Origin of the sequence: Erwinia sp. CGal63, from assembly GCF_037026505.1 — a bacterium.
Lineage (GTDB): Bacteria > Pseudomonadota > Gammaproteobacteria > Enterobacterales > Enterobacteriaceae > Erwinia.
In genome coordinates this window covers 243,254-265,122 of record NZ_JAKUMN010000001.1, presented here as the reverse complement: position 1 = coordinate 265,122, position 21,869 = coordinate 243,254, and the positions used below count along the sequence as shown (strand labels likewise).

Annotated in this window: 18 protein-coding genes and 1 riboswitch; of the genes, 14 read left to right on the top strand and 4 right to left on the bottom strand. The window is 57.8% G+C overall.

Features of this window, described 5'->3' with window-relative positions; genetic code table 11:
* Window positions 1-8: 8 nt before the first annotated feature.
* The 4 genes from MKZ79_RS01080 to MKZ79_RS01065 all read left to right on the top strand — a co-directional run bounded on the left by MKZ79_RS01080 (window position 9) and on the right by MKZ79_RS01065 (window position 4,701).
* Window positions 9-1,019, top strand: a complete 1,011-nt coding sequence (locus tag MKZ79_RS01080; RefSeq protein WP_336139358.1) for a Zn-dependent oxidoreductase — start codon at window positions 9-11, stop codon at window positions 1,017-1,019.
* Window positions 1,020-1,136: 117 nt separating this feature from the next.
* On the top strand, window positions 1,137-2,420 hold the full coding sequence (locus tag MKZ79_RS01075; RefSeq protein ID WP_336139356.1) for an MFS transporter: 1,284 nt from the start codon (window positions 1,137-1,139) through the stop codon (window positions 2,418-2,420).
* A 38-nt stretch (window positions 2,421-2,458) separates the two neighbouring features.
* Window positions 2,459-3,925 carry a mannitol dehydrogenase family protein gene (locus tag MKZ79_RS01070; RefSeq protein ID WP_336139355.1) on the top strand — a complete coding sequence of 489 codons (1,467 nt, stop codon included), beginning with the start codon at window positions 2,459-2,461 and terminating at the stop codon, window positions 3,923-3,925.
* Between the two features lie 89 nt (window positions 3,926-4,014).
* On the top strand, window positions 4,015-4,701 hold the full coding sequence (locus tag MKZ79_RS01065; RefSeq protein ID WP_336139353.1) for a GntR family transcriptional regulator: 687 nt from the start codon (window positions 4,015-4,017) through the stop codon (window positions 4,699-4,701).
* Between the two features lie 17 nt (window positions 4,702-4,718).
* Here the strand turns inward: MKZ79_RS01065 and thiD are convergent, their stop codons facing one another.
* Together thiD and thiM are read right to left on the bottom strand one after the other, a co-directional pair.
* Window positions 4,719-5,516 (bottom strand): bifunctional hydroxymethylpyrimidine kinase/phosphomethylpyrimidine kinase, encoded by a 798-nt coding sequence (gene thiD, locus MKZ79_RS01060; RefSeq protein WP_336139351.1) that lies wholly within the window; start codon window positions 5,514-5,516, stop codon window positions 4,719-4,721.
* On the bottom strand, window positions 5,513-6,301 hold the full coding sequence (gene thiM / locus MKZ79_RS01055; RefSeq protein WP_336139349.1) for a hydroxyethylthiazole kinase: 789 nt from the start codon (window positions 6,299-6,301) through the stop codon (window positions 5,513-5,515). Before thiM ends, thiD begins: the two co-directional genes overlap by 4 nt.
* Before the next feature lie 32 nt (window positions 6,302-6,333).
* Window positions 6,334-6,430, bottom strand: a riboswitch (TPP riboswitch).
* A gap of 622 nt (window positions 6,431-7,052) precedes the next feature.
* Between thiM and MKZ79_RS01050 the strand changes: the two genes are divergently transcribed.
* The 3 genes from MKZ79_RS01050 (at window position 7,053) to MKZ79_RS01040 (ending at window position 11,647) form a co-directional block, all read left to right on the top strand.
* Complete coding sequence (locus tag MKZ79_RS01050) at window positions 7,053-10,853, top strand: S6 family peptidase (RefSeq protein ID WP_442897114.1); 3,801 nt, start codon at window positions 7,053-7,055, stop codon at window positions 10,851-10,853.
* Window positions 10,854-10,967: 114 nt separating this feature from the next.
* Window positions 10,968-11,228, top strand: coding sequence for a hypothetical protein (locus MKZ79_RS01045; protein ID WP_336139343.1), 261 nt, complete (start codon window positions 10,968-10,970; stop codon window positions 11,226-11,228).
* Window positions 11,225-11,647 carry a GNAT family N-acetyltransferase gene (locus MKZ79_RS01040; RefSeq protein WP_336139340.1) on the top strand — a complete coding sequence of 141 codons (423 nt, stop codon included), beginning with the start codon at window positions 11,225-11,227 and terminating at the stop codon, window positions 11,645-11,647. The genes MKZ79_RS01045 and MKZ79_RS01040 overlap by 4 nt, the downstream gene beginning before the upstream one ends.
* A gap of 27 nt (window positions 11,648-11,674) precedes the next feature.
* Here the strand turns inward: MKZ79_RS01040 and apbC are convergent, their stop codons facing one another.
* On the bottom strand, window positions 11,675-12,781 hold the full coding sequence (gene apbC, locus MKZ79_RS01035) for an iron-sulfur cluster carrier protein ApbC (protein ID WP_336139338.1): 1,107 nt from the start codon (window positions 12,779-12,781) through the stop codon (window positions 11,675-11,677).
* 162 nt (window positions 12,782-12,943) lie between these two features.
* Here apbC and metG point away from each other — a divergent pair, with 162 nt between their 5' ends.
* From metG to MKZ79_RS01000, 7 genes are all read left to right on the top strand, one after another.
* A complete protein-coding gene (metG, locus tag MKZ79_RS01030) occupies window positions 12,944-14,977 on the top strand; it encodes a methionine--tRNA ligase (protein ID WP_336139335.1) in 2,034 nt (677 codons plus the stop codon).
* A gap of 140 nt (window positions 14,978-15,117) precedes the next feature.
* The gene (locus MKZ79_RS01025; RefSeq protein WP_336139322.1) at window positions 15,118-15,504 is read left to right on the top strand and encodes a CidA/LrgA family protein; all 387 of its coding nucleotides are present in this window, start codon (window positions 15,118-15,120) and stop codon (window positions 15,502-15,504) included.
* Entirely contained in the window at window positions 15,497-16,189 is a 693-nt protein-coding gene (locus MKZ79_RS01020; RefSeq protein ID WP_336139320.1) for a CidB/LrgB family autolysis modulator, read from the top strand. Before MKZ79_RS01025 ends, MKZ79_RS01020 begins: the two co-directional genes overlap by 8 nt.
* Window positions 16,190-16,315: 126 nt before the next feature.
* Window positions 16,316-17,197, top strand: coding sequence for a cytidine deaminase (gene cdd / locus MKZ79_RS01015; protein WP_336139317.1), 882 nt, complete (start codon window positions 16,316-16,318; stop codon window positions 17,195-17,197).
* Window positions 17,198-17,327: 130 nt separating this feature from the next.
* Window positions 17,328-19,025, top strand: coding sequence for an NAD-dependent malic enzyme (locus MKZ79_RS01010; protein WP_336139314.1), 1,698 nt, complete (start codon window positions 17,328-17,330; stop codon window positions 19,023-19,025).
* Window positions 19,026-19,202: 177 nt separating this feature from the next.
* Window positions 19,203-19,940 (top strand): outer membrane permeability protein SanA, encoded by a 738-nt coding sequence (gene sanA / locus MKZ79_RS01005; RefSeq protein WP_336139313.1) that lies wholly within the window; start codon window positions 19,203-19,205, stop codon window positions 19,938-19,940.
* Between the two features lie 96 nt (window positions 19,941-20,036).
* Window positions 20,037-20,789: an SDR family NAD(P)-dependent oxidoreductase gene (locus tag MKZ79_RS01000; RefSeq protein ID WP_336139312.1), complete on the top strand. Its 753-nt coding sequence runs from the start codon at window positions 20,037-20,039 to the stop codon at window positions 20,787-20,789.
* A gap of 51 nt (window positions 20,790-20,840) precedes the next feature.
* Here the strand turns inward: MKZ79_RS01000 and mglC are convergent, their stop codons facing one another.
* A complete protein-coding gene (gene mglC / locus MKZ79_RS00995) occupies window positions 20,841-21,851 on the bottom strand; it encodes a galactose/methyl galactoside ABC transporter permease MglC (RefSeq protein ID WP_336139309.1) in 1,011 nt (336 codons plus the stop codon).
* Window positions 21,852-21,869: the final 18 nt, after the last annotated feature.

Sequence of the window (21,869 nt, the reverse complement as noted above, 5' to 3'; positions counted from 1 at the left end):
AGAAGATAATGAAAAGTGTGGTGATAGCCGAACCCGGCAAACTGGTGCTGGAAACGCGCGCGCTGCCGGAACCGGCGGCGGGCGAAGTCCGCGTCAAAGTAAAATTTGCCAGTATTTGCGGATCGGATGTGCATATCTGGCACGGTCATAATCCCTTCGCCCGCTATCCGCGAGTGATAGGTCATGAGTTCTTTGGCGTGATTGACGCGGTTGGCGCCGGCGTCGAGGCTGCCCGCATCGGCGAACGCGTGGCGGTAGATCCGGTCGTAAGCTGCGGCCACTGCTATCCCTGTTCCGTTGGTCGTCCCAACGTCTGCAGCGAACTTCAGGTGATTGGCGTTCACCGCGACGGCGGTTTCAGCGACTATGCCGTCGCGCCCGCTCGCAACGCTTACCGGGTGCCGGAAGCGATCCCGGACAAGCTGGCCAGCCTGATCGAACCTTTTACCATCGCGGCCAATATCTGCGCTTTTCTGCAGCCGCAGCCGAACGATGTGGCGCTGATTTTCGGCGCTGGCCCCATGGGCCTGACCGCGATTCAGGCGCTGAAAGGCGTGTATAAGGTTAAAAAGGTGATCGTCGCCGATCGTCTGCCGGAAAGGCTGGCGATGGCGAAAGAAAGCGGTGCCGATGTGACCCTGGACAACAGCGAGATCCCGCTGGCGGCACAGCTGGAAGGCGAAAAACCAACGCTAATTATCGATGCCGCCTGCCATCCGGCGATTCTGGCCGAAGCGGTGGCGCTCGCCTCGCCTGCGGCGCGCATCGGCCTGCTCGGCTTCTCCGGCGAGCCCTGCACGGTGACGCAGCAGAGCCTGACCAGCAAGGAGCTCTCTTTGTTTACTTCCCGCCTCAACAGCCAGCGCTTTCCGCAGGTGATTGAGTGGATGGAAAAGGGGCTGATAGCGCCAGAAAAACTGGTGACGCACTACCTGCCGCTGAATGATGTCGAGGCAGCGATGACGCTGTTTGAAAAGGACCCGCGCAGCTGCTGCAAAGTTATCCTTGAGGTCAGTTAACGAACGCCGGGCTTAACGGTCAGGGCCGTATTCGGTAAGGGAGAGTCGCTCTCCCTTAATCAGGCTCCCTGAATCGTAAAGAAATCTTTCAATACTATAATAATTAAGGATTTTTTTATGTTTAAGAATCTCCGCTGGACCATTGTACTGTTGCTGTTTCTCGTCTACATGATCAACTATCTCGATCGTGTAGCGCTCTCGCTTACCGTACCGATGATCGAAAAAGATCTCATGCTGAACGCCGAGCAGTTTGGCCTGATTTTCGGCAGCTTCTTCTTCGGTTACGCCCTGTTTAATTTTGTCGGCGGGCTGGCGACGGATAAATTTGGCCCAACGCTGGTGCTGGGCATCGCGGTAGGCATGTGGTCGCTGTTTTGCGGCTTTACCGCGCTGGCGACCGGCTTCTGGTCGATGCTGATCCTGCGCGTGCTGTTTGGGATGGCGGAAGGCCCAATCTGCGCCTCCGCGAATAAAGCCATCAACGGCTGGTTCCCGAAAAAACAGGCCGCCACCGCGATGGGCTTTCTCAGCGCCGGTTCGCCGCTGGGCGGCGCGGTCGCCGGGCCCATTATCGGCTATCTGGCGCTGGCGTTCGGCTGGCGTCCGGCCTTCGTGATTATCTGCTCTATCGGCATCGTCTGGATGGTGGCCTGGTTCTTTATCGCGGCGGACAACCCGCTGAAAAGTCGCCTTGTCAGCGCGCGGGAGCGTGAACTGATCGACAGTCTGAAAGCTGAGCAGACCACGCCGGATGAGGAACTGGCGCAGGCGGCGCACGGTCTTGGCCACTATCTACGCCAGCCGATTATCCTGGTCACCGCCTTCGCCTTCTTCTGCTACAACTACATCCTGTTTTTTTTCCTTAGCTGGTTCCCGGCCTATCTGGTGCAGGCGCACAACCTGGATATCAAATCGATGAGCATGACGACGGTTATTCCGTGGGTTGTGGGTTTCGTCGGTCTGGCGCTTGGCGGCTGGATTTCAGATAAAATTTTCAATATTACCGGCAAGCTGCTGCTCTCGCGCAAAATTGTGCTAGTGGTGTCGCTACTGGCCGCAGCTATCTGTGTCGCCTTCGCCGGCTCGGTAAAAGGCGTTTATCCGGCCGTTATTCTGATGTCGGTTTCCATTTTCTTCCTCTATATCACCGGCGCGATCTACTGGGCGATTATCCAGGACGTCGTCCACAAAAGCCGCGTTGGCGGCATCAGCGGCTTTATCCATCTGATCGGCAGTCTTTCCGGCATTATCGGCCCGATCGTCACCGGCTATATCGTGCACCATACCGGCAAGTTCGACAGCGCCTTCGTGCTGGCTGGCGTGATTGCCGCGCTGGGCGCAATGCTGGTGCTGGTGGTGATTAAGAGCCCGAAAGGCACTGTTAAACCTGTCTCCGTCTGATTGTCCAGGCGCGCTTTTCTCTTTAATAAGGACTGACCATGCTATCTGTCGATCTTTTGCCTGAAGGCACTGTATTACCGAAATACGATCGTTCCGCCCTGCATAAACGCATCGTGCACTTTGGCTTTGGCGCCTTCCATCGTTCTCATCAGGCTGTTTGCACGGATATCCTTGCCGCCGAACAGCACAGCGACTGGGGCTACTGCGAGTGCGAAATCAACCCGGCTAACACCGGCGAGTTAATTAAGGCGCTGCGCCAGCAGGATTTACTCTACAGCGTGACGGAAAAGGCCGACAGCGGCCTGAAAACGCGCGTGGTCGGCGTCATCAAAGAAGCGCTTTATCGCCACGGCGACGGCATCGAGAAGATCATTGACGCGATGTGCCAGCCGGACGTGGCGATTGTCTCCGCGACGGTGACAGAAAAAGGCTACTGCTATCAGCCCGCGACCGGCGAGCTGAACCTGGATAACCCGGCGATCAAACACGATCTGGCTAATCCTGAGCAGCCGGATTCGCTGCCGGGCATTATTCTGGCGGCGATCAAACGCCGCCGCGCGCTCGGCCTGCCGCCTTTCAGCGTGATGTCCTGCGACAATATGCCGGAAAATGGTCGGGTAACCCGCAATGTGGTGATACAGCTGGCGGAACAGCAGGACCAGGCACTGGCCGACTATATTCGTAGCCATATTACTTTCCCGTCGACTATGGTCGACCGCATCGTTCCCGCCATGACGCCGGAAGCTTTTGAGGAACTGAGCGGCAAACTCGGCTGCAGCGATCCGGTTGGCGTGGAGTGCGAGCCTTTTTTCCAGTGGGTCATCGAAGACAACTTTGTCAGCGGCCGCCCGGCGTGGGAGAAAGCGGGCGCGGAGCTGGTGGCGGACGTGCTGCCTTTTGAAGAGATGAAGCTGCGTATGCTTAACGGCAGTCACTCGCTGCTGGCCTATCTGGGTTACCTGGCGGGCTACGAGCACATCAGCGACTGCATGGACGATCCTTACTACCTGAAAGCCGCGCGCAGCCTGATGCTGGATGAACAGGCGCCAACGCTAAGCACGAAAAATGTCGATCTGGTCGCCTATGCGGATTCGCTGATCGCCCGCTATCAAAACCGCGCGATTAAGCACCGTACTTACCAAATCGCTACCGACGGCACGCAAAAACTGCCGCAGCGCTGGCTGGACAGCATCCGCTGGCATCTGGCGCGAGGCAGCGATTTTACGCTGTTGGCGCTGGGCGTGGCGAGCTGGATGCGTTTCGTTGGCGGCGTGGATGAACAGGGCAAAACTATCGTCATCAACGATCCGCTGCACGAGCAGCTGGCGCAGCTGGTCAACAGCAGCGCTGAAGGCGATGAGCGCGTTGCCGCACTGCTTTCGCTGCGGGCGGTATTCGGCGACGATCTGCCGGACAACTCGCTGTTCCGCGAGCGCGTCAGTCACTATTACCAGAAATTGCTGACAGCAGGCGCAAAAGAAACGGTGCGTCAGGTTATCGGCTAAGCTAAGGGAAAAGCACTGGCGCCGGGGCATCAGGCTGATTAGACTGAGCATCCCCGGCGTCAGGCCACCCTTGATATGAAAATTGCCGAATGTCTATTGCCTACACGATTACCGCCAGCGAACCCGTTAACCAGCAAATTTACCGTTTTTTGCGCCAGGATATTGTTACCTGCGCGATTGCGCCGGGCGCGCTGCTTTCCGAAAAAGAAGTCTCGGCCCGCTTCAGCGTTTCCCGCCAGCCGGTTCGCGAAGCCTTTATCAAACTGGCGGAAGCGGGACTGGTGCAGATCCTGCCTCAGCGCGGCACTTTTGTGCGTAAAATCTCCGCTCAGCGCGTTGCCGATGGCCGTTTTATCCGCGAAGCCGTGGAAATGGCCGTAGTGCGCCGCGCGGCAACCGAAGCCTCGCCAGCCGCGCTGGCACTGCTGGAGCAGAATCTTCAGCTGCAAAAGATGTCCGCGCAGCGTCAGGATAGCCAGGCGTTTCTGCTGCTGGATGATGAGTTCCACCGCCTGATCGCCCAGAGCATCAACTGCGAGCTGGCCTGGGAAACGGTGGAGAATATCAAGGCGACGATGGATCGCGTACGCTTTCTGACCCTCAGCAAAGTCTCGCCGCCGCAAATCCTGATTGAACAGCATGAAGAGATCCTGCAGGCGCTGCTGGCGAAAGACGCCACAGCCGCGGAGCAGGCGCTGCGCCGCCATCTGCAGGAGATGATTTTTTCCATCACGCCAATCGCAGAGCAGAACGGCGAGTGGTTCGAGCCGCTATAGCGCTGGCTAACGCCGCGTTACCACCAGCGGTAAAAGTGATGAACCGGCCCAAAGCCCTGCCCGACTTCCAGCGTATCGGCCTGCTGTAGCGCGCCCTGCAGCCACTGCTTTGCCTCGCGCACCGTGGTCAGCCAGTCATTGTGGCGTGGCCGTAGCGCGGCGAGCGCGGAAGAGAGCGTACAGCCCGTGCCATGCGTATTTTTGGTTGGCACGCGCGGCGCGGTAAAACGCTCTTCTCCTTCTCGGGTCAGCAGCCAGTCCGGGCTTTCGCTGTCGCTCAGATGGCCGCCTTTCATCAGCACCGCCTGACAGCCCAGTTCCAGCAGCGCTCGCCCCTGGCGCAGCATCTCTTTTTCGTCGCGCGCTGGCGAACACGCCAGCAGCGCAGCGGCTTCCGGCAGATTAGGCGTGATAATGGACACCTGCGGCAGCAGCTTTTCGCGCAGCGTCGCCACCGCCCGCGCGGAAAGCAGCGGATCGCCGCTTTTCGCCAGCATCACCGTATCCAGCACCAGCCAGGGAATGGACGCCGTCGCCAGCCCTTCCGCCACCGCTTCCACGATATCGCTATCCTGCAACATGCCAATTTTCACGCTATCAATACGAACGTCGCTGAGCACTGAAGCGAGCTGGGCTGAAACAAACTCGGCCGCGATCGGATAAACGGACTGCACGCCACAGGTATTCTGCGCCACCAGCGCCGTGATCACGCTGGTGCCGTAAGCCTCCAGCGCGGAAAAAGTTTTTAGATCGGCCTGAATACCGGCGCCGCCGCTGGGGTCCGTACCGGCTATGGTTAGCGCGTTGACTCTCATAGCGCGGCCTCCCTGTGCAGGTGATACAGCTCATCCAGAAACAGCGGCTCAAAAGTGCCTGGCCCACCGGCTGCCGCCGCGGCACGTTCGCCCGCCTGGCTCATTACCCGACAGGCCGCAGCGATATGCTGCAGCCGGTCGCCGGGCAGCGCACAGAATGCGGCGACCACGGCGGAAAGCGCGCAGCCAGTTCCCACCACCCGCGTCATCAGCGGGGAACCGCCCGCCACCGCTACTAACCGCTCGCCGTCGGTGACGTAGTCCGTTTCGCCCGTCACCGCGACTATCGCGCCGCTTGACTGCGCCAGCAGCACGGCGGCATCCAGCGCTGCGGCGGAATCGTGCAGGCTGTCCACGCCGCGCCCGGAAACCGCCTGTCGCGCCAGCGCCATAATTTCAGAGGCGTTGCCGCGGATGGCGGCAGGACGATACGCCAGCAGCTGCTGACAAAAATCGCTGCGGAAGGTCAGCGCGCCGACGGCGACCGGGTCGAGCGTCCAGGGTTTGCCTGCCGCCGTAGCGCTCTGCGCCGCCGCAAGCATGGCTTCACCGCGCGCGGCGGTCAGCGTGCCGACGTTAATCAATACGGCATCGGCAATCGCGCTGAACTGCGCGGCTTCCACGGGTTCGGTCACCATCGCTGGCGACGCGCCCAGCGCCAGCAACACGTTGGCCGTAAAGCTCTGCACCACGTCATTGGTCAGGCAGTGCACCAGCGGCGAACGCTGGCGAAACAGGGAAAGTGAAGCGGCCGGGCTGGCCGTAAAGCGAGAAGGTTGGATCATAGCGCTCCCAACCGGCGATCAAGAAGGCGATGCGGGCAGGCATCTGACTTCCCTACGCTGGCATTATCCAGTTCAGGTTCAACGGGTTTTTCTCAGCCTTCACAAGGAAGGGCACCCCGAGTCATAGTGCAAGCTTCGCAGCATAGGGAAATGCGTGATGTTACGCAAGCCTGGCGCGGCTGATTAAACGCTGAATGCTGAAAGAAGGAAGTATCAGCACGCTGGCGTCCTGAACTCTTCTTCACCTGTGTTAAAGACGCGCGTTTAGCTGGCGTGATTATAAAAATTCATGAAGGAAATATCCGACAGCATTATTATCTTTCACGTCTTTTCTATACAGAGAAAACCTTTAATTAAAATAGTAACCCCAATCATTAAACAATTATAAAAATATTTATCCGACAAGTATTCAAAGAACCACAGTGAACTCTTTTTTATCTGGCAGGCAGCCAGCCAATAATATTCATTAAATAGAGTTAACTTGACGGTAATCAATATTATTGCGTCCCATCTGGCGCAAGACCGCAAAAAATTCCACAGATAATGTCTTTATTGTTAGACTATAAGAAAAGTCTGTAAATATATGATTTGGTAAACCACGCTTAACCCGGCACAAAAAAACACGGGAAATTAATATTTATCTTACATATCGCAATCGTTAATTTGAATTAAAGGGATTTCAATGAAATTAAAAATAATTGCGTTTTTATGTTGCTATTCTTTTACATCTTCATCCTTGTTCGCCGGTATCATGCGTGAAGACGTCGCGGTGCAGGACTATCGTGATTTCGCCGAAAACTTAGGTAAATATCGCGTCGGAGCAGAAAACATTCACGTTTATAAAACCGACGGTACGCTGGCTGGCGTGCTTGAGTTTCCTGTGCCTGACTTTGGCGCCGTGGTATCCGGCGGCTTCGCGACGCTGTTCGCGCCCTCTTATCTTGCCAGCGTCCAGCATAATACCGGCTACCAGTCCTTGGATTTCGGTAATAACGCCAAATACAGCACCAGCTATAAGTTAATCAATCGTAATGAGTACTACGAGCGCGATTTTCATTTACCTCGCTTAAATAAGGTTGTTACCGAAGCGGCTGCCATCCCTTCGATGACAGGGACTGAATTACGCGATAATCCGGAACGCTATACCTGGTACGCCCGCGTCGGCGCAGGAACGCAATATCAGGTTAATGCAGAAACGCAGACGCTTACCTGGCTCGCCGATGCTTATAGCTGGAAGTCGGGCGGTATGATGACCAATCCCACTTTTGAAAACTGGCGGCTGCGTTGGTACAACTATAGCCCCGACAATCCAGCCGTACAGCCGTTTGACAGTGCCGCTCAGGGCGGAGACAGCGGCAGTCCGATGCTGGTTTACGATAATGAAGAAAAAGTCTGGAAGCTGATGGGCGTATTAACCTCTATCGCCGGTAGCGCGCCCTACGATCTGCGTACCTATGTGCTTTATATTCAGGATGATTTCGTCGCGCAGGTGATGGCCGCTAATCAGGACGCCGATATTATCGATATACAGGCGAACGGCACGCTTTACTGGAATAAAGAAGCGGTAGTCCAGGGCGACAGCAGCTGGGCCTGGCACGGCGTCGAGGCGCTTACGCCAGCCGCCGCGACCAATGAAGAGCTGGACAGCAGTAAAGATCTGCGCTTTAACGGCGAAGGCGGCACGCTGGTTCTGAACCAGTCAGTCAATCTTGGCGCTGGCAAGCTGCAGTTTTCCAACGACTACCAGGTGGTTTCAGCCAGCGGCCAGCAGTATACCTGGGTCGGCGGCGGCATTGAGGTGGACGCGGGGAAAACGGTGCTGTGGCAGGTAAACGGCCAGGCGGGCGACGCGCTGCATAAGATCGGCGCAGGCACGCTGCACGTGAATGCGACCGGCGTAAACGGCGGCAGCCTGAACGTCGGTGACGGTACGGTCATACTGGATCAGCAGGCGGACGAGAACGGCAAGAAACAGGCCTTTTCCACCGTGACGCTGGTAAGCGGTCGTCCGGTAGTGGTGCTGGCGGACGCGAATCAGGTTGCCGCTAAAAATATCTTTTTTGGCTATCGCGGCGGCACGCTGGATATCAACGGCAACAGCCTGAGCTTCAGCGAAATTAATCATAACGACAGCGGCGCCACTGTCGTCAACCGCAACGTCGGGAAAGCCGGTACGGTTACGCTCTATGGCGACGGCTTTAATTTCGCCGGACATTTTGGCGAAAAAGATAGCGGCAGCTTAAACCTCAGCTATTACGCCTCTGACAGCGCTTATCAGGCTACGTTTTCGGGCGGCGCCGAACTCGCCTCGCTGAAGGTAAAACGTGGCGAACTGGCGCTGTCAGGCGAACAAACTCCTCACGCTGGCGGCGTGCTGTACAGCGATGACTGGCAGGATAAAAGCTATACCGCGGATACGGTAGAGGTTCAGTCCGGCACTAAGCTGGTCGTCAGCGATCACGCCACGCTGGAAGGTGAAATAGCCGTGGCTGAAAATGCCGCGTTAAATCTCTATGCGCATGCTCTGCTGTCGGGCAGCGTCGTGCTGAGCGAAACGGACAGCGTGCTGCAGGCGGATATCAGCGAGCGGGCCAGCAGCGTGGCGGGACTCTCTTCAACTATTACGGCGGATATCAGCGGTAAGGGTCAGATAGTGAAAAGCGGCGCCGGCACCTTAATTGTCGATGGCGATATCACGACCGACAGCGATACCGAGCTGCTGGCGGGCACGTTGGCGCTGAACGGTAACGCCGCCTCTACCGTCAATATGACCAGCGAGACGGTGCTGGCCGGCAGCGGCTCGCTGCAGAAGCTGAACGCGGCTGGCGGCACGATTTATCCCGGTGCTTTGCTGACCGATACCGCCGAATATGCCACGCTGCGCCTGGCCTCGCTGACTACTTCCGGCCCGGTTGGCGTAACGCTGAACAGCGCCTTCAGCAACAGCGCTACGGATAAGCTGTTAATAGAGGGCGACGTTAGCACCAGCGAACCGATTCAGGTAACAGTTAACAGCCAGAGCCTGTGGCGCGACAGCGACAGCAACCAGAACGGCAGCGCCGATAATACGGAAGGCGTATCCGTTATTCAGGTAGGCGGCCAGGCTACGAAAGAAAGCTTCCGGCTGGCTGGTGATTATGTGGCTCAGGGCGCCTGGGCCTACGGCCTGTATGCTTTCGCGCCGGGCAAAGCGGCGGCGAGCGAGCGCGAGGTCACCGGCTCCGGCAATCAATACTGGGACTATCGTCTGCAGAATATCTTGTTATCTGAAGAGGGAATTAGCGAGCCGTCTGTTCCTGAACTCCCGGAAACTACGCCGGAAACGCCAGAGGTAATACCGGAAACGCCTGCAGACGAAACGCCCGAAGCCACGCCGGAAGCGCCTGCAGATGAATCGCCTGAAGTCACGCCGGAAACGCCTGCGGACGAAACGCCTGAAGCCACGCCGGAAGCACCTGCGGATGAATCGCCTGAAGCCACGCCAGAAGCGCCTGCGGACGAAACGCCTGAAGCCACGCCGGAAACGCCTGCTGACGAAACCGTGCCGGCCGATGACACGGATAGCCAGCAGCAAGAGCAGCCTGCCGTCACGCCGTCAGCGCCCGTGCGCCGCGCGGTTACGCCGCAGGTTCCAGCCTATATTTCTCTGCCGTCTGCGCTGTTCCGCGCAGATGAGCAGCGCACTCAGCTGTTTAAAGAGAGCGCCCTGCAGAGCGCGCAAAAAGGCAGTTCCGATTTCTTTATCTTCGGTTATCGCGGCGAAGAGCGCTATCGCCCGGCCAACGGTTTTCTCGACTATGGCTACAGCTACAAGAGCCGCTATAAAGGCTGGATGATGGGCGCAACGCTGGCCTCATGGCAGAACGACAATCAGTCGCTTAGCCTGAGCGGCGCCTGGTCACAGGGCGATTTGACCTTCAAACCTTCCGCAGCGGACGGCTACAGCCAGGGCAGATTTGATAACAACACCCTGAATCTTATGTTAGCCTGGCATATGGACGATTATTACCTGACTCTGCTCTCCGGCTACGGCTGGCTGAAAGGCGATATCGTTACGCATCTGCGCGGCAACGTGGCCTCGCCGCACGTCAGGCAAACCTTTGGCGAAATCGAAGCGGGCAAAACGCTGGATTTTGGTACCTGGCAACTCCGTCCCTATATCGGCTATCGCCACCAGCAGCTGCGCGTCAGAGAGTTCACCGATGTCGATCGCGCTAGCGTCAGCTATCAGCAGCAGCGGCGAGAGGCCTGGATCGGCGGGCTGGCCTGGGATTATTCGCTACCGGTAAGCGCAGGCACGCTGCGGCTGGGCGCGGATGCGCACCTGCTGAAACGTCCGTCAGGCCAGGGGAAAGTTACCATCGGCGACGGTGTTAACAGCGATACTTTCCGTACCGGCAACGGCGGCGATGCGCTTAGTCTGCAAACCGAGGCCAGTCTGGCCGTTACGGACAACGTAACCTTCTCCACTCAGCTTCGCCACCAGCGCAGGCTACAACAGGAAGGCGCCAACGACTGGCTGCTCTCCGGCGGCGTCACGGTAAGCTTCTGATCCCTGTTCCGGCGGCATTCGTCGCCGGTTTTTTCCCGTCATAATTCCTCTCTCCGCGACTTTTTGCTAAGGTTCGCTACGCTGAAATAACCCATCGCCCTGACGAGAAGTAAAATGACAAGACCGCTTAATGAGCAATACGGTATTAGCGTAGCGGCGCTGCAAATGCTGCGTTACCTGCACCAAATCGCGCGCGGCGATCGCGCCTTTACCATCCGTGATACCGTGCTTAACAGCCGCTGCAACGTCACGCCGCCGGATAATTTCAGACTTTTGGATCAGCTTTTTGAAGCAGGCAAAATCGATTACGACTATCGCGGCACGGGCATTGAAAGCGAAAGACACGTTAAGCCGGTCTGGGGAGAAAACGCATGACGGTACGCGCCTTTACCGAAGCCGATCGCCCTTTTTTACGCACGCTGTTTCTGGCCGCCAGAAAAGCGAACTGGCACTGGCTTGACGGCAGCGACTGGCAGCTGGAGGATTTCGACCGCGTGACGCTGGGCGAGCGCATTCTGGTAGCGGAGCACGACGGGCATCGAACGGGTTTCGCCGCCCTGCTGCCGGCCGATAACTTTCTGCACAGTTTATTTGTCGATCCCGATCGCCAGGGTCAGGGCATCGGCAGCGAACTGCTGGAAGCCGTGCAGGCAAGCTTCACCTCGACCGGCGCGCTGAAATGCCTGAAGGCGAACCAGCGGGCGCTGGCTTTTTATCAGCGTCACGGCTGGCAGATTATCAGCAGTGGCGAAAGCGAACAGGGCGAGTATTTGCTGCTGCACTATGTGCTGTAGCAAACAGCGCGCCCGTTGCAGGGAAAATCACACCACGCGGAAAGCGATATCGTCCGGGATCACCTCGCCGTCCCAGTAGAGCTGCGCGGCGACCTGGCCCGCCAGCTGACGGTAAAGCCAGGTGAACTCGCTGTCGGGGCGACGCACTACTGTCGGCTCGCCATCGTCCAGATCCTCGCGCAGCGTGATATGCAGCGGTAGCTGGCTCAGCAGACGCGTCTGATACTGTTCCGCCAGCGCCAGCGCGCCGCCGCTGCCGAAGATCGGCTCATGGTGGCCGCAGTTGCTGCAGACGTGCACGCTCATATTTTCCACAATACCCAGCACCGGCACGTTAACTTTCTCAAACATGACGATGCCTTTGCGGGCGTCGATCAGCGCGATATCCTGCGGCGTGGTCACCACTATCGCGCCGGTTACTGGCACATTCTGCGCCAGCGTCAGCTGAATATCGCCCGTGCCCGGCGGCATATCGAGGATCAGGTAATCAAGATCCGGCCAGAGCGTTTCGTTAAGCAGCTGCATCAGCGCTTTACTGGCCATCGGCCCGCGCCACACCATCGCGTTATCGTCGGTCACCAGGTAGCCGATTGAGTTAGTGGCCAGTCCGTGCGCCATAATCGGCGCCATATGGGTACCGTCCGGCGACGTAGGCCGCTCGTTCTGCGTGCCGAGCATATCGGGAATCGACGGGCCATAGATATCCGCATCCAGCAGGCCGACCTTCGCGCCTTCGGCGATTAATGCCAGCGCCAGGTTTACCGCCGTACTGGATTTGCCGACGCCGCCCTTGCCGGAGCTGACGGCGATAAGATTTTTCACGCCTTTTACGCCAGGCTGGTTTTTCACCCTTTTCAGGGTGGCGATATCCAGGCTCAGCTTCCAGCTGATAGCGGCGGCGCCGGTCAGCCGCAGCAGCTCGGCGCTGGCGCTCTCCTTCAGCGCCTCGAAGCCGCTCTGCCAGGGGAAAGGCATCTGCAGCTCAATATGTAGCGTCTCGTCCAGCATGGCGCAGTGGCGAAGCGCCTTCAGCGCGGTCAGGTTGCGCTGCAGCGTTGGATGTTCAAACGTGGTTAAAACGCCCATCACCATCGCGCGCAGCGCTTCCGGCGAGTGTTGGGACTGTTGCATCATCCCGGCTCCTTTTTCTTATGACGTTAGTCAGAGCATATCAGATATAGCGGCGAGCGGCAGGCGGCAAAAAACAGTGCGGTCGTCCCGGCGCTGTTTACGCAGGCCGGGCCTTTCGGGTAACATCGGAATCCCTTATTTTAAACAGGTATAGCAAGTCTCACTATGACTCAAGTCGCGAAGAAAATATTGGTAACGTGCGCACTCCCTTACGCCAACGGTTCTATTCATCTCGGCCACATGCTCGAGCATATCCAGGCGGATATTTGGGTCCGTTACCAGCGAATGCGCGGCAACGAGGTTTACTTCATCTGCGCCGACGACGCGCACGGTACGCCGATTATGCTGAAAGCTCAGCAGATGGGTATCGCGCCCGAGCAGATGATTGCCGAAATGAGTCAGGAGCATCAGGCCGACTTTGCCGGTTTTAACATCAGCTACGACAACTACCACTCGACGCACAGCGACGAGAACCGCGAGCTGTCCGAGCTGATCTATACCCGTCTGAAAGAGAACGGTTTTATCAAAAACCGCACCATTTCACAGCTGTACGATCCGGAAAAAGGCATGTTCCTGCCGGATCGCTTTGTGAAAGGTACCTGCCCGAAATGCAAATCGCCGGATCAGTACGGCGATAACTGCGAAGTGTGCAGCGCGACCTACAGCCCGACCGAACTGATCGATCCGAAATCCGTGGTGTCCGGCGCGACGCCGGTGCTGCGCGATTCCGAGCACTTCTTCTTCGATCTGCCGGAGTTCAGCGCGATGCTGCAGGCCTGGACCCGTTCCGGCGCGCTGCAGGAGCAGGTCGCCAACAAAATGCAGGAGTGGTTCGAGTCGGGCCTGCAGCAGTGGGATATCTCCCGCGACGCGCCCTACTTCGGCTTTGAAATTCCGGGCGCGCCGGGCAAATATTTCTACGTCTGGCTGGATGCGCCGATCGGCTATATGGGCTCGTTCAAAAACCTGTGCGACAAGCGCGGCGACATCGATTTCGACGCTTTCTGGAAAAAAGATTCCGACGCCGAGCTCTATCACTTTATCGGCAAAGATATCGTCTACTTCCACAGCCTGTTCTGGCCAGCGATGCTGGAAGGCAGCAACTTCCGTAAGCCTAATAACCTGTTTGTGCATGGCTATGTGACGGTAAACGGCGCCAAGATGTCCAAATCGCGCGGCACCTTTATCAAGGCCAGCACCTGGCTGCAGCACCTGGACGCGGACAGCCTGCGTTACTACTATGCCGCCAAGCTCTCCTCGCGCATTGATGATATCGATCTTAATCTGGAAGATTTCGTGCAGCGCGTAAACGCCGATATCGTTAACAAAGTGGTCAACCTGGCCTCGCGCAACGCCGGTTTTATCAACAAGCGTTTCGACGGCAAACTGTCGGCGGAGCTGGCCGATCCGGCGCTGTATCAATCTTTTGTCGACGCGTCCGCCAGCATTGCCGAAGCCTGGCAGAGCCGCGAGTTTGGTCGCGCGGTACGTGAAATTATGGCGATGGCCGACGTGGCGAACCGCTATGTCGACGAGCAGGCGCCGTGGGTCGTGGCGAAGCAGGAAGGCCGCGATGCCGACCTGCAGGCGATCTGTTCAATGGGCATCAATATGTTCCGCGTGCTGATGACCTGGCTGAAACCGGTGCTGCCTTCCTTAAGCGAGCGCGCCGAAGCCTTCCTGAATCAGGAGCTGAGCTGGGACGCCATTGAGCAGCCGCTGCTGGATCACACTCTCTCCGCCTTTAAGGCGCTTTACAGCCGTGTGGAAATGGACAAGGTCAACGCGCTGATCGAGGCTTCGAAAGAGGACGCGGCCGCGGCGAACAAGCCTGCGCTGACCGGCCCGCTGGCGGATGCGCCGATTGCCGAAACCATCGACTTCAATGATTTCGCTAAGGTGGATATGCGTATCGCGCTGATCCAGAACGCCGAATTTGTGGAAGGCTCTGACAAGCTGCTGCGCCTGACGCTGGATATCGGCGGCGAAACGCGCAATATCTTCTCTGGTATTCGCAGCGCCTATCCGGATCCGGCAGTGCTGGTCGGTCGTCTGACGCTGATGGTCGCCAACCTGGCGCCGCGTAAAATGCGCTTCGGCATTTCGGAAGGCATGGTGATGGCTGCTGGCCCCGGCGGTAAAGAGATCTTCCTGCTTTCGCCAGACAGCGGCGCTCAGCCAGGGATGCAGGTCAAATAAGAGAGCAACGGGCGAAGCGATTCGCCCGTTTTTTTATTCGCTTTTCGGCCAACGCAGGCGCCCGCCATCCGAAAATGGGATCTCTGGCACATTTATTCCGTTGATCGTATGATTAATGCGTTGAAAAACCGGAGCTAATCATGCGTACCGCACTGCTGGCCATCTGGCGCTATCTGCGCGCCTTTCTGATTATCTGTCTCTGTCTCTATGCCGGCAACGCGCTGGCGGCACTGCTGCCTGTCACCATTCCGGGCAGTATTATCGGTATGCTGATCCTGTTTTTCCTGCTGGCTTTTCAGCTGGTGCCGCCCGACTGGGTGCGCCCTGGCAGTATGCTGCTGATCCGTTATATGGCGCTGCTGTTCGTGCCGATCAGCGTCGGCGTAATGGGCTATACGGAGCTGCTCAGCGCGCAGTTCGGCCCCATTGTGATCTCCTGCGTGGTGAGTACCTTTATTGTGCTGCTGACCGTAGGAGTGGTTGCCGATAAGCTGCTCGGCAAGGCAAAAGGAGGCGCGGATGAGTGATATCTGGTGGTCGCTACCGCTGACCCTGCTGGTGTTTTTCTGCGCTCGCTGGCTGGCGACGAAGGTGAAACTGACGCTGTTCAACCCGCTATTGATCTCCGTGGCGGCGATTATTCCGCTGCTGCTGCTGCTTCAGATGCCTTACGCCCGCTACTTTCAGGGCAGCGCTATCCTCAACCAGCTGCTGCAGCCGGCCGTAGTGGCGCTGGCGCTGCCGCTGTATGAGCAGCTGCATCAAATCCGCGCGCGCTGGAAGTCGATTATCGGCGTCTGCTTTATCGGCAGCATGACGGCAATGATCTCCGGCACAGCTATCGCTTTATGGATGGGCGCCACGCCGCAGATAGCGGCGACCATTATGCCCAAGTCGGTGACTACGCCGATCGCGATGGCCGTTTCCGCCACGCTGGGCGGCATTCCCGCCATCAGCGCTATTTGCGTGCTGATCGCGGGCGTGCTCGGCGCGGTTTTCGGCCATATGGTGCTCAATCTCTTTAAGATCCGCAGCAAATCCTCGCGCGGCCTGGCGATCGGCAACGCTTCCCATGCGCTGGGTACGGCACGCAGCTCGGAGGTAGATTACCAGGAAGGCGCCTGGAGTTCGCTGGCGCTGGTGCTCTGCGGCATTATCACCTCACTGCTGGCGCCGTTTCTCTTTCCGCTGCTGCTGCGTTTATGGCAGTAAAACTTGCGATGCGTCGCGCATTTTGTGGTTCTCTTTCATAAATTGCATAATCTATGTGATTATAATCACATACATCCCGGTGGCTGCCCGCCAGAATAAGCGGCCAACTATGCAAGAGAAGCCCCTATGCAATCACGTTTTCATGCGGCTTTCGCCGCTTTGCCTTCGCCGCTGCAGGCGGCGCTGCAGCCTTTATTGACCGATACCTTTCCCTCGTTTTTTACCCCTGAACAGATGCAGCTCATCAGAACGCAAACCGGGCTGGAGAATCGCGAGCTGACCTTCGCCCTGCTGCCGCTGGCCGCAGCCTGCGCCGTGACGCCGCTCTCCGGCTTTAACGTCGGCGCGCTGGCGCTGGGAAAAAGCGGGCATCTCTGGTTTGGCGCCAACATGGAGTTCTCCGGCGCGACGATGCAGCAAACCGTTCATGCGGAACAAAGCGCGGTGACACATGCCTGGCTGCGCGGCGAACAAGGGCTGGAGGCGATTACCGTCAACTACACGCCCTGCGGCCACTGCCGCCAGTTTATGAATGAGCTGAACAGCGGCACCGCGCTGCGTATCAACCTGCCGGGCCGCGAACCGGCGACGCTGGGCGATTATCTGCCCGACGCCTTCGGCCCGCGCGATCTGGCGATTGAGAAGCTACTGCTGGATGAAGTCGATCACGGTTTACCGCTCAAAGGGGACGAGCTTTGTCGCGCCGCGCTGGCGGCCGCCAACCGCAGTCATGCGCCCTACTCGCAGGCGCTGAGCGGCGTAGCGCTGCAGATGGCCGACGGCGCCATCTTCGCCGGCAGCTATGCCGAAAACGCCGCTTTCAACCCCAGCCTGCCGCCGCTGCAGGCCGCGCTGATCCTGCTGAATCTCGCGGGCTATGACGTTCTGCAAATTCAGCGTGCCGTGCTGGCGGAGGCGCCCGACGCCCGTCTTATCCAACGGCAGGCCACCGCCGCGACCTTACAGGCTCTCGGCTGCGACACGCTGCAGACCATTCCTCTACGCTGAGCGCAACGGCCGCAGCCTCTGAGTTGCGGCAAAGCGCCCGCTTTTGTTATCAGCTGTTAACAAATGCTGTACTTTCAGATGAATTATTTTAGGATTGGGCCACAACATTAGATCCCAGTGAGTATTTTACATGGAACTCGACTACGAAAGTAAACGCCCTCTTTATATTCCCTACGCTGGCCCTATTCTGCTGGAGTTTCCCCTGCTGAATAAAGGCAGCGCCTTCTCGGTGGAAGAGCGCAACGATTTTAATCTCAACGGGCTGCTGCCTGAGACGGTGGAAACCATTGAAGAGCAGGCCCAGCGCGCCTGGCGCCAGTTTCAGGACTTCAAAAACGCCAACGACAAGCACGTTTACCTGCGCAATATCCAGGATACCAACGAGACGCTGTTCTATCGCCTGCTGGACAACCATCTCGAAGAGATGATGCCGATTATCTATACGCCGACCGTCGGCGCGGCCTGCGAGCACTTTTCTGAAATCTACCGTCGCGCGCGCGGGCTGTTTATCTCCTATCCAAATCGCGCCAATATCGAAGATATGCTGCAAAACGCCACCAAGCAGAATGTGAAGGTGATCGTGGTCACCGACGGCGAGCGCATCCTCGGCCTGGGCGATCAGGGCATTGGCGGCATGGGTATTCCTATCGGCAAGCTGTCGCTCTATACCGCCTGCGGCGGCATCAGCCCGGCCTATACGCTGCCGGTGGTGCTGGATGTCGGCACCAACAATCAGCAGCTGCTTAACGATCCGCTCTATATGGGCTGGCGCCATCCGCGCATTACCGGCGAAGAGTATGACAACTTCGTCAACGAGTTTATCCAGGCGGTGAAAAGCCGCTGGCCGAACGTGCTGCTGCAGTTTGAAGACTTCGCCCAGAAAAACGCTATGCCGCTGCTGGAGCGCTATCGCGACGAAGTCTGCTGCTTCAACGATGACATTCAGGGCACCGCCGCCGTTACGCTGGGCACGCTGATCGCCGCCAGCCGCGCGGCAGGCAGCAAAATGAGCGAGCAGAAAGTGGTCTTCCTCGGCGCTGGCTCAGCAGGCTGCGGCATCGCCGAACAGATTATCGCGCAGATGAAGTCCGAAGGCCTGAGCGACGAAGAAGCCCGCGCCCGCGTCTTTATGGTGGACCGCTTCGGCCTGCTGACCGACCGACAGCCTAACCTGCTCGGTTTCCAGAGCAAGCTGGTGCAGAAGAGCGAGAATCTGGCGAGCTGGGACGCCGATGCCGACTCGCTGTCGCTGCTGGACGTAGTGCGTAACGCGCACCCGGATATTCTGATCGGCGTTTCCGGCCAGCCGGGCCTGTTCAGCGAAGAGATTATCCGCGAGATGCATAAACACTGCGCGCGCCCTATCGTGATGCCGCTTTCTAACCCAACTTCACGCGTGGAAGCGACGCCGCAGGATATTATGGAGTGGACGGATGGCGCGGCGCTGGTAGCGACCGGCAGTCCGTTTGCGCCGGTGAGCTGGAAAGGGGAAACTTACCCGATCGCCCAGTGCAACAACTCCTATATCTTCCCCGGTATCGGCTTGGGCGTTATCGCCTCTGGCGCCACGCGCGTGACCGACAGTATGCTGATGGCCGCCAGCCGTGCGTTGGCCGACTGTTCGCCGCTGGTGAACGACGGTAAAGGCCCGGTATTGCCGGAAGTGAAGGATATCCAGGGCGTGTCGAAAGTGATTGCGATGGCGGTCGGCAAAGCGGCGCAGCTGGCGGGCGTGGCGGTAGTGACCTCAGAAGATGTGCTGTCGCGAGCGATTGCCGCCAATTTCTGGCTGCCGCAATACCGTAACTATCGTCGTACCTCTATCTGATGATTGCGGCCGGGCGCAACGCGCGCCCGGTTCTTTTGTCCTGCGCAACGCCGCCCCTACCTCTGCCTCTCTGTATTGTGCAAAAAGCGACCGCCCGTTACGCTGCCGCTTGCTTCACCTCGTCGGGTACAGTAGCCTTGAGCCACCTTTTTTGCTTAATTCTGAGTAGCGTACGGCATGATAAAACGCGCGATCTACGGCCTGGTTACCCTCATTATCCTGATGGTAATAGTCGCGCTCGGCCTGGATCGCTGGATAAGCGTTAAAACTGCGCCTTACGTCTACGATAATCTCAAATCTCTGCCCCATCGTCAGGTCGGCGTGGTGCTGGGTACAGCGAAATATTACCGCACCGGCGTCATTAATCAGTATTACCTTTATCGTATGCAGGGCGCGCTTAACGCCTATAACAGCGGCAAGGTCAACTATCTGCTGCTGAGCGGCGATAACGCGCAGCAAAGCTACAATGAGCCGATGACCATGCGCCGCGATCTGATTGCCGCCGGCGTGGCGCCTGCCGATATCGTGCTGGACTACGCTGGATTCCGCACGCTGGACTCTATTGTGCGCACCCGCAAAGTGTTTGATACCAACGACTTTATTATCATTACCCAGCGTTTCCACTGCGAGCGCGCGCTCTTTATCGCGCTGCATATGGGCATTCAGGCGCAGTGCTACGCGGTGCCATCGCCCAAAAATATGCTGAACATTCGCGTCCGGGAAGTCGCGGCGCGGCTGGGCGCGCTGGCCGATCTCTATGTGATGAAGCGCGAGCCGCGTTTTTTAGGGCCGCTGGTGCCGATCCCGGCCAGGCATGAGATTCCGGAAGATGCGCAGAGCTACCCGGCGGTCACGCCAGAACAGCTGCTGGAACTGGAACAGAAAACCAAAGCGGACGCTCGTCCGCAGACCTAAAACAGCCGCAGTAACGCACTGATTGTTATAAACCTGCCACGCTCTTCTGTCAGTCTGTCTCTCGCATTACTCATCAAATGTTAACAGGAGAGACAAATGGATCTGAATTTGAAAGATCGTCGCGTACTGGTCAGCGGCGGCTCGCGCGGAATTGGACGAGCGATTGTGGAGTGCTTTCTTGCCGAAGGCGCACAGGTCGAATTTTGCGCCCGCAGCCCTGAAGGCGTAAGCGAAGCTCAACAGGCGCTGGGTTCACGCGCTAAAGGCACGGCGGTCGACGTCACCTCTTCCGAACAGATGCAAAAATGGATTCAGGAAGCGGCAAACCGGCTGGGCGGACTGGATATCGTCGTGCCTAACGTCAGCGCGCTGGCGGCCGGTAGCGATCCCGAAGTATGGCGTAAAGCCTTCGATACCGATTTGATGGGCACCGTGAGCATGGTGCAGGCCGCCCTTCCTTACCTGAAAAAATCTTCTGCGGCGGCGATAGTGCTGATATCCAGCGTGGCGGGACGCGAGGTGGATATGTTTGCCGAACCCTATGGCATTATGAAAGCGGCGCTGATCCATTATGGTAAAACCTTATCGGAACGCCATGCCGCGGACGGAATACGCGTCAACACCGTTTCACCGGGCAACGTCTATTTCAGCGACGGCGTCTGGGGCGATATCGAACGCAATCAGCCGGAAACCTTCGCCAAATGCCTGGCGGCGAACCCGCTGGGACGTATGGCGACGCCAGAGGAAGTTGCGAAAGCCACGGTCTTTCTTGCCAGCGAGGCGGCGAGTTTCACTACCGGCACCAATCTGCTGGTGGATGGCGGGCTGACCAAAGGCGTTCAGTTCTGATTCAGAAAGGGAAAAGGCCAGATAATCTGGCCTTTTCTTTTTAGTGAGGCGTTACTTTTTACGCGCGTACTTTAACGAGTCCAGCGCAACGGCGAAAATAATGATGCCGCCTTTGATAATGTACTGCCAGTACGGGTTAACGCCGATATAGGTCAGGCCGTAGTTAATCACGGTAAATATCAGCACGCCCGTCACCACGCCCGCCACGGTACCGACGCCGCCAGCGAACGACACGCCGCCGACCACGCAGGCCGCGATGGCGTCCAGCTCATACATAAAGCCCAGGTTGTTGGTCGCCGAACCGATACGGCCCGCTTCCAGCATCCCGCCGAAGGCGTAGAAGACGCCGGAGAGCGCATAAATCAGGATCAGGTTGAAATTCACGTTCACGCCGGAGACTTTTGCCGCTTCCGGGTTGCCGCCGATAGCAAAAATATTTTTGCCGAAGCGGGTTTTGTTCCACAGGATCCAGACAAAGAAGATGGCAATAGCCGCATAAAACGTGATGTAGGAGAGCTTGAAATCCCCCAGGCGGATAAAGCCCTGCGCGAAGGTCGAAAACTTTTCGTCAAAGCCAGCGATCGGCGAAGCGCCCACGTAGTCGTAGTAGAGCGAGTTGATGCCGTAGACAATAATCATCGTGCCCAGCGTGGTGATAAACGGCGTCACCTTCAGGTAGGCGATAATCACGCCGTTGATCAGGCCAATCAGACCGCCCACTACGCAGACAATCAGGATCACCAGCGGAATCGGCACGGTATCCAGATGCGGGAATACTTTGTTGGCGTTGTCCATCGCCTGCAGCAGCGTCGCCGCCACTACGGCCGCCAGACCGACCTGACGACCGGCCGACAGATCGGTACCCTGGGTAACGATTAAGCCCGCCACGCCGAGCGCGATAATAATACGCACGGAAGACTGGGTTAAAATATTACTCAGGTTCATCAGACTTAAAAACGTCGGGTCCTGGAAAATAATAATCGCCAGCAGCACCAGCAACACGACGTAGATGCCACCTTCTTTCAGCCAGGTGAGCGCATTCTTTTTATTTACAGCATTCATGGTGTCAGCCCTTGCCTC

Coding starts and splice junctions, on each gene's coding strand:
- apbC (WP_336139338.1), bottom strand. CDS start 12,781: ATGATGCAACAGTCCCAACACTCGCCGGAAGCGCTGCGCGCGATGGTG.
- sanA (WP_336139313.1), top strand. CDS start 19,203: ATGATAAAACGCGCGATCTACGGCCTGGTTACCCTCATTATCCTGATG.
- cdd (WP_336139317.1), top strand. CDS start 16,316: ATGCAATCACGTTTTCATGCGGCTTTCGCCGCTTTGCCTTCGCCGCTG.
- MKZ79_RS01025 (WP_336139322.1), top strand. CDS start 15,118: ATGCGTACCGCACTGCTGGCCATCTGGCGCTATCTGCGCGCCTTTCTG.
- metG (WP_336139335.1), top strand. CDS start 12,944: ATGACTCAAGTCGCGAAGAAAATATTGGTAACGTGCGCACTCCCTTAC.
- mglC (WP_336139309.1), bottom strand. CDS start 21,851: ATGAATGCTGTAAATAAAAAGAATGCGCTCACCTGGCTGAAAGAAGGT.
- MKZ79_RS01040 (WP_336139340.1), top strand. CDS start 11,225: ATGACGGTACGCGCCTTTACCGAAGCCGATCGCCCTTTTTTACGCACG.
- MKZ79_RS01065 (WP_336139353.1), top strand. CDS start 4,015: ATGTCTATTGCCTACACGATTACCGCCAGCGAACCCGTTAACCAGCAA.
- MKZ79_RS01000 (WP_336139312.1), top strand. CDS start 20,037: ATGGATCTGAATTTGAAAGATCGTCGCGTACTGGTCAGCGGCGGCTCG.
- thiD (WP_336139351.1), bottom strand. CDS start 5,516: ATGAGAGTCAACGCGCTAACCATAGCCGGTACGGACCCCAGCGGCGGC.
- MKZ79_RS01045 (WP_336139343.1), top strand. CDS start 10,968: ATGACAAGACCGCTTAATGAGCAATACGGTATTAGCGTAGCGGCGCTG.
- thiM (WP_336139349.1), bottom strand. CDS start 6,301: ATGATCCAACCTTCTCGCTTTACGGCCAGCCCGGCCGCTTCACTTTCC.
- MKZ79_RS01020 (WP_336139320.1), top strand. CDS start 15,497: ATGAGTGATATCTGGTGGTCGCTACCGCTGACCCTGCTGGTGTTTTTC.
- MKZ79_RS01070 (WP_336139355.1), top strand. CDS start 2,459: ATGCTATCTGTCGATCTTTTGCCTGAAGGCACTGTATTACCGAAATAC.
- MKZ79_RS01010 (WP_336139314.1), top strand. CDS start 17,328: ATGGAACTCGACTACGAAAGTAAACGCCCTCTTTATATTCCCTACGCT.
- MKZ79_RS01080 (WP_336139358.1), top strand. CDS start 9: ATGAAAAGTGTGGTGATAGCCGAACCCGGCAAACTGGTGCTGGAAACG.
- MKZ79_RS01050 (WP_442897114.1), top strand. CDS start 7,053: ATGCGTGAAGACGTCGCGGTGCAGGACTATCGTGATTTCGCCGAAAAC.
- MKZ79_RS01075 (WP_336139356.1), top strand. CDS start 1,137: ATGTTTAAGAATCTCCGCTGGACCATTGTACTGTTGCTGTTTCTCGTC.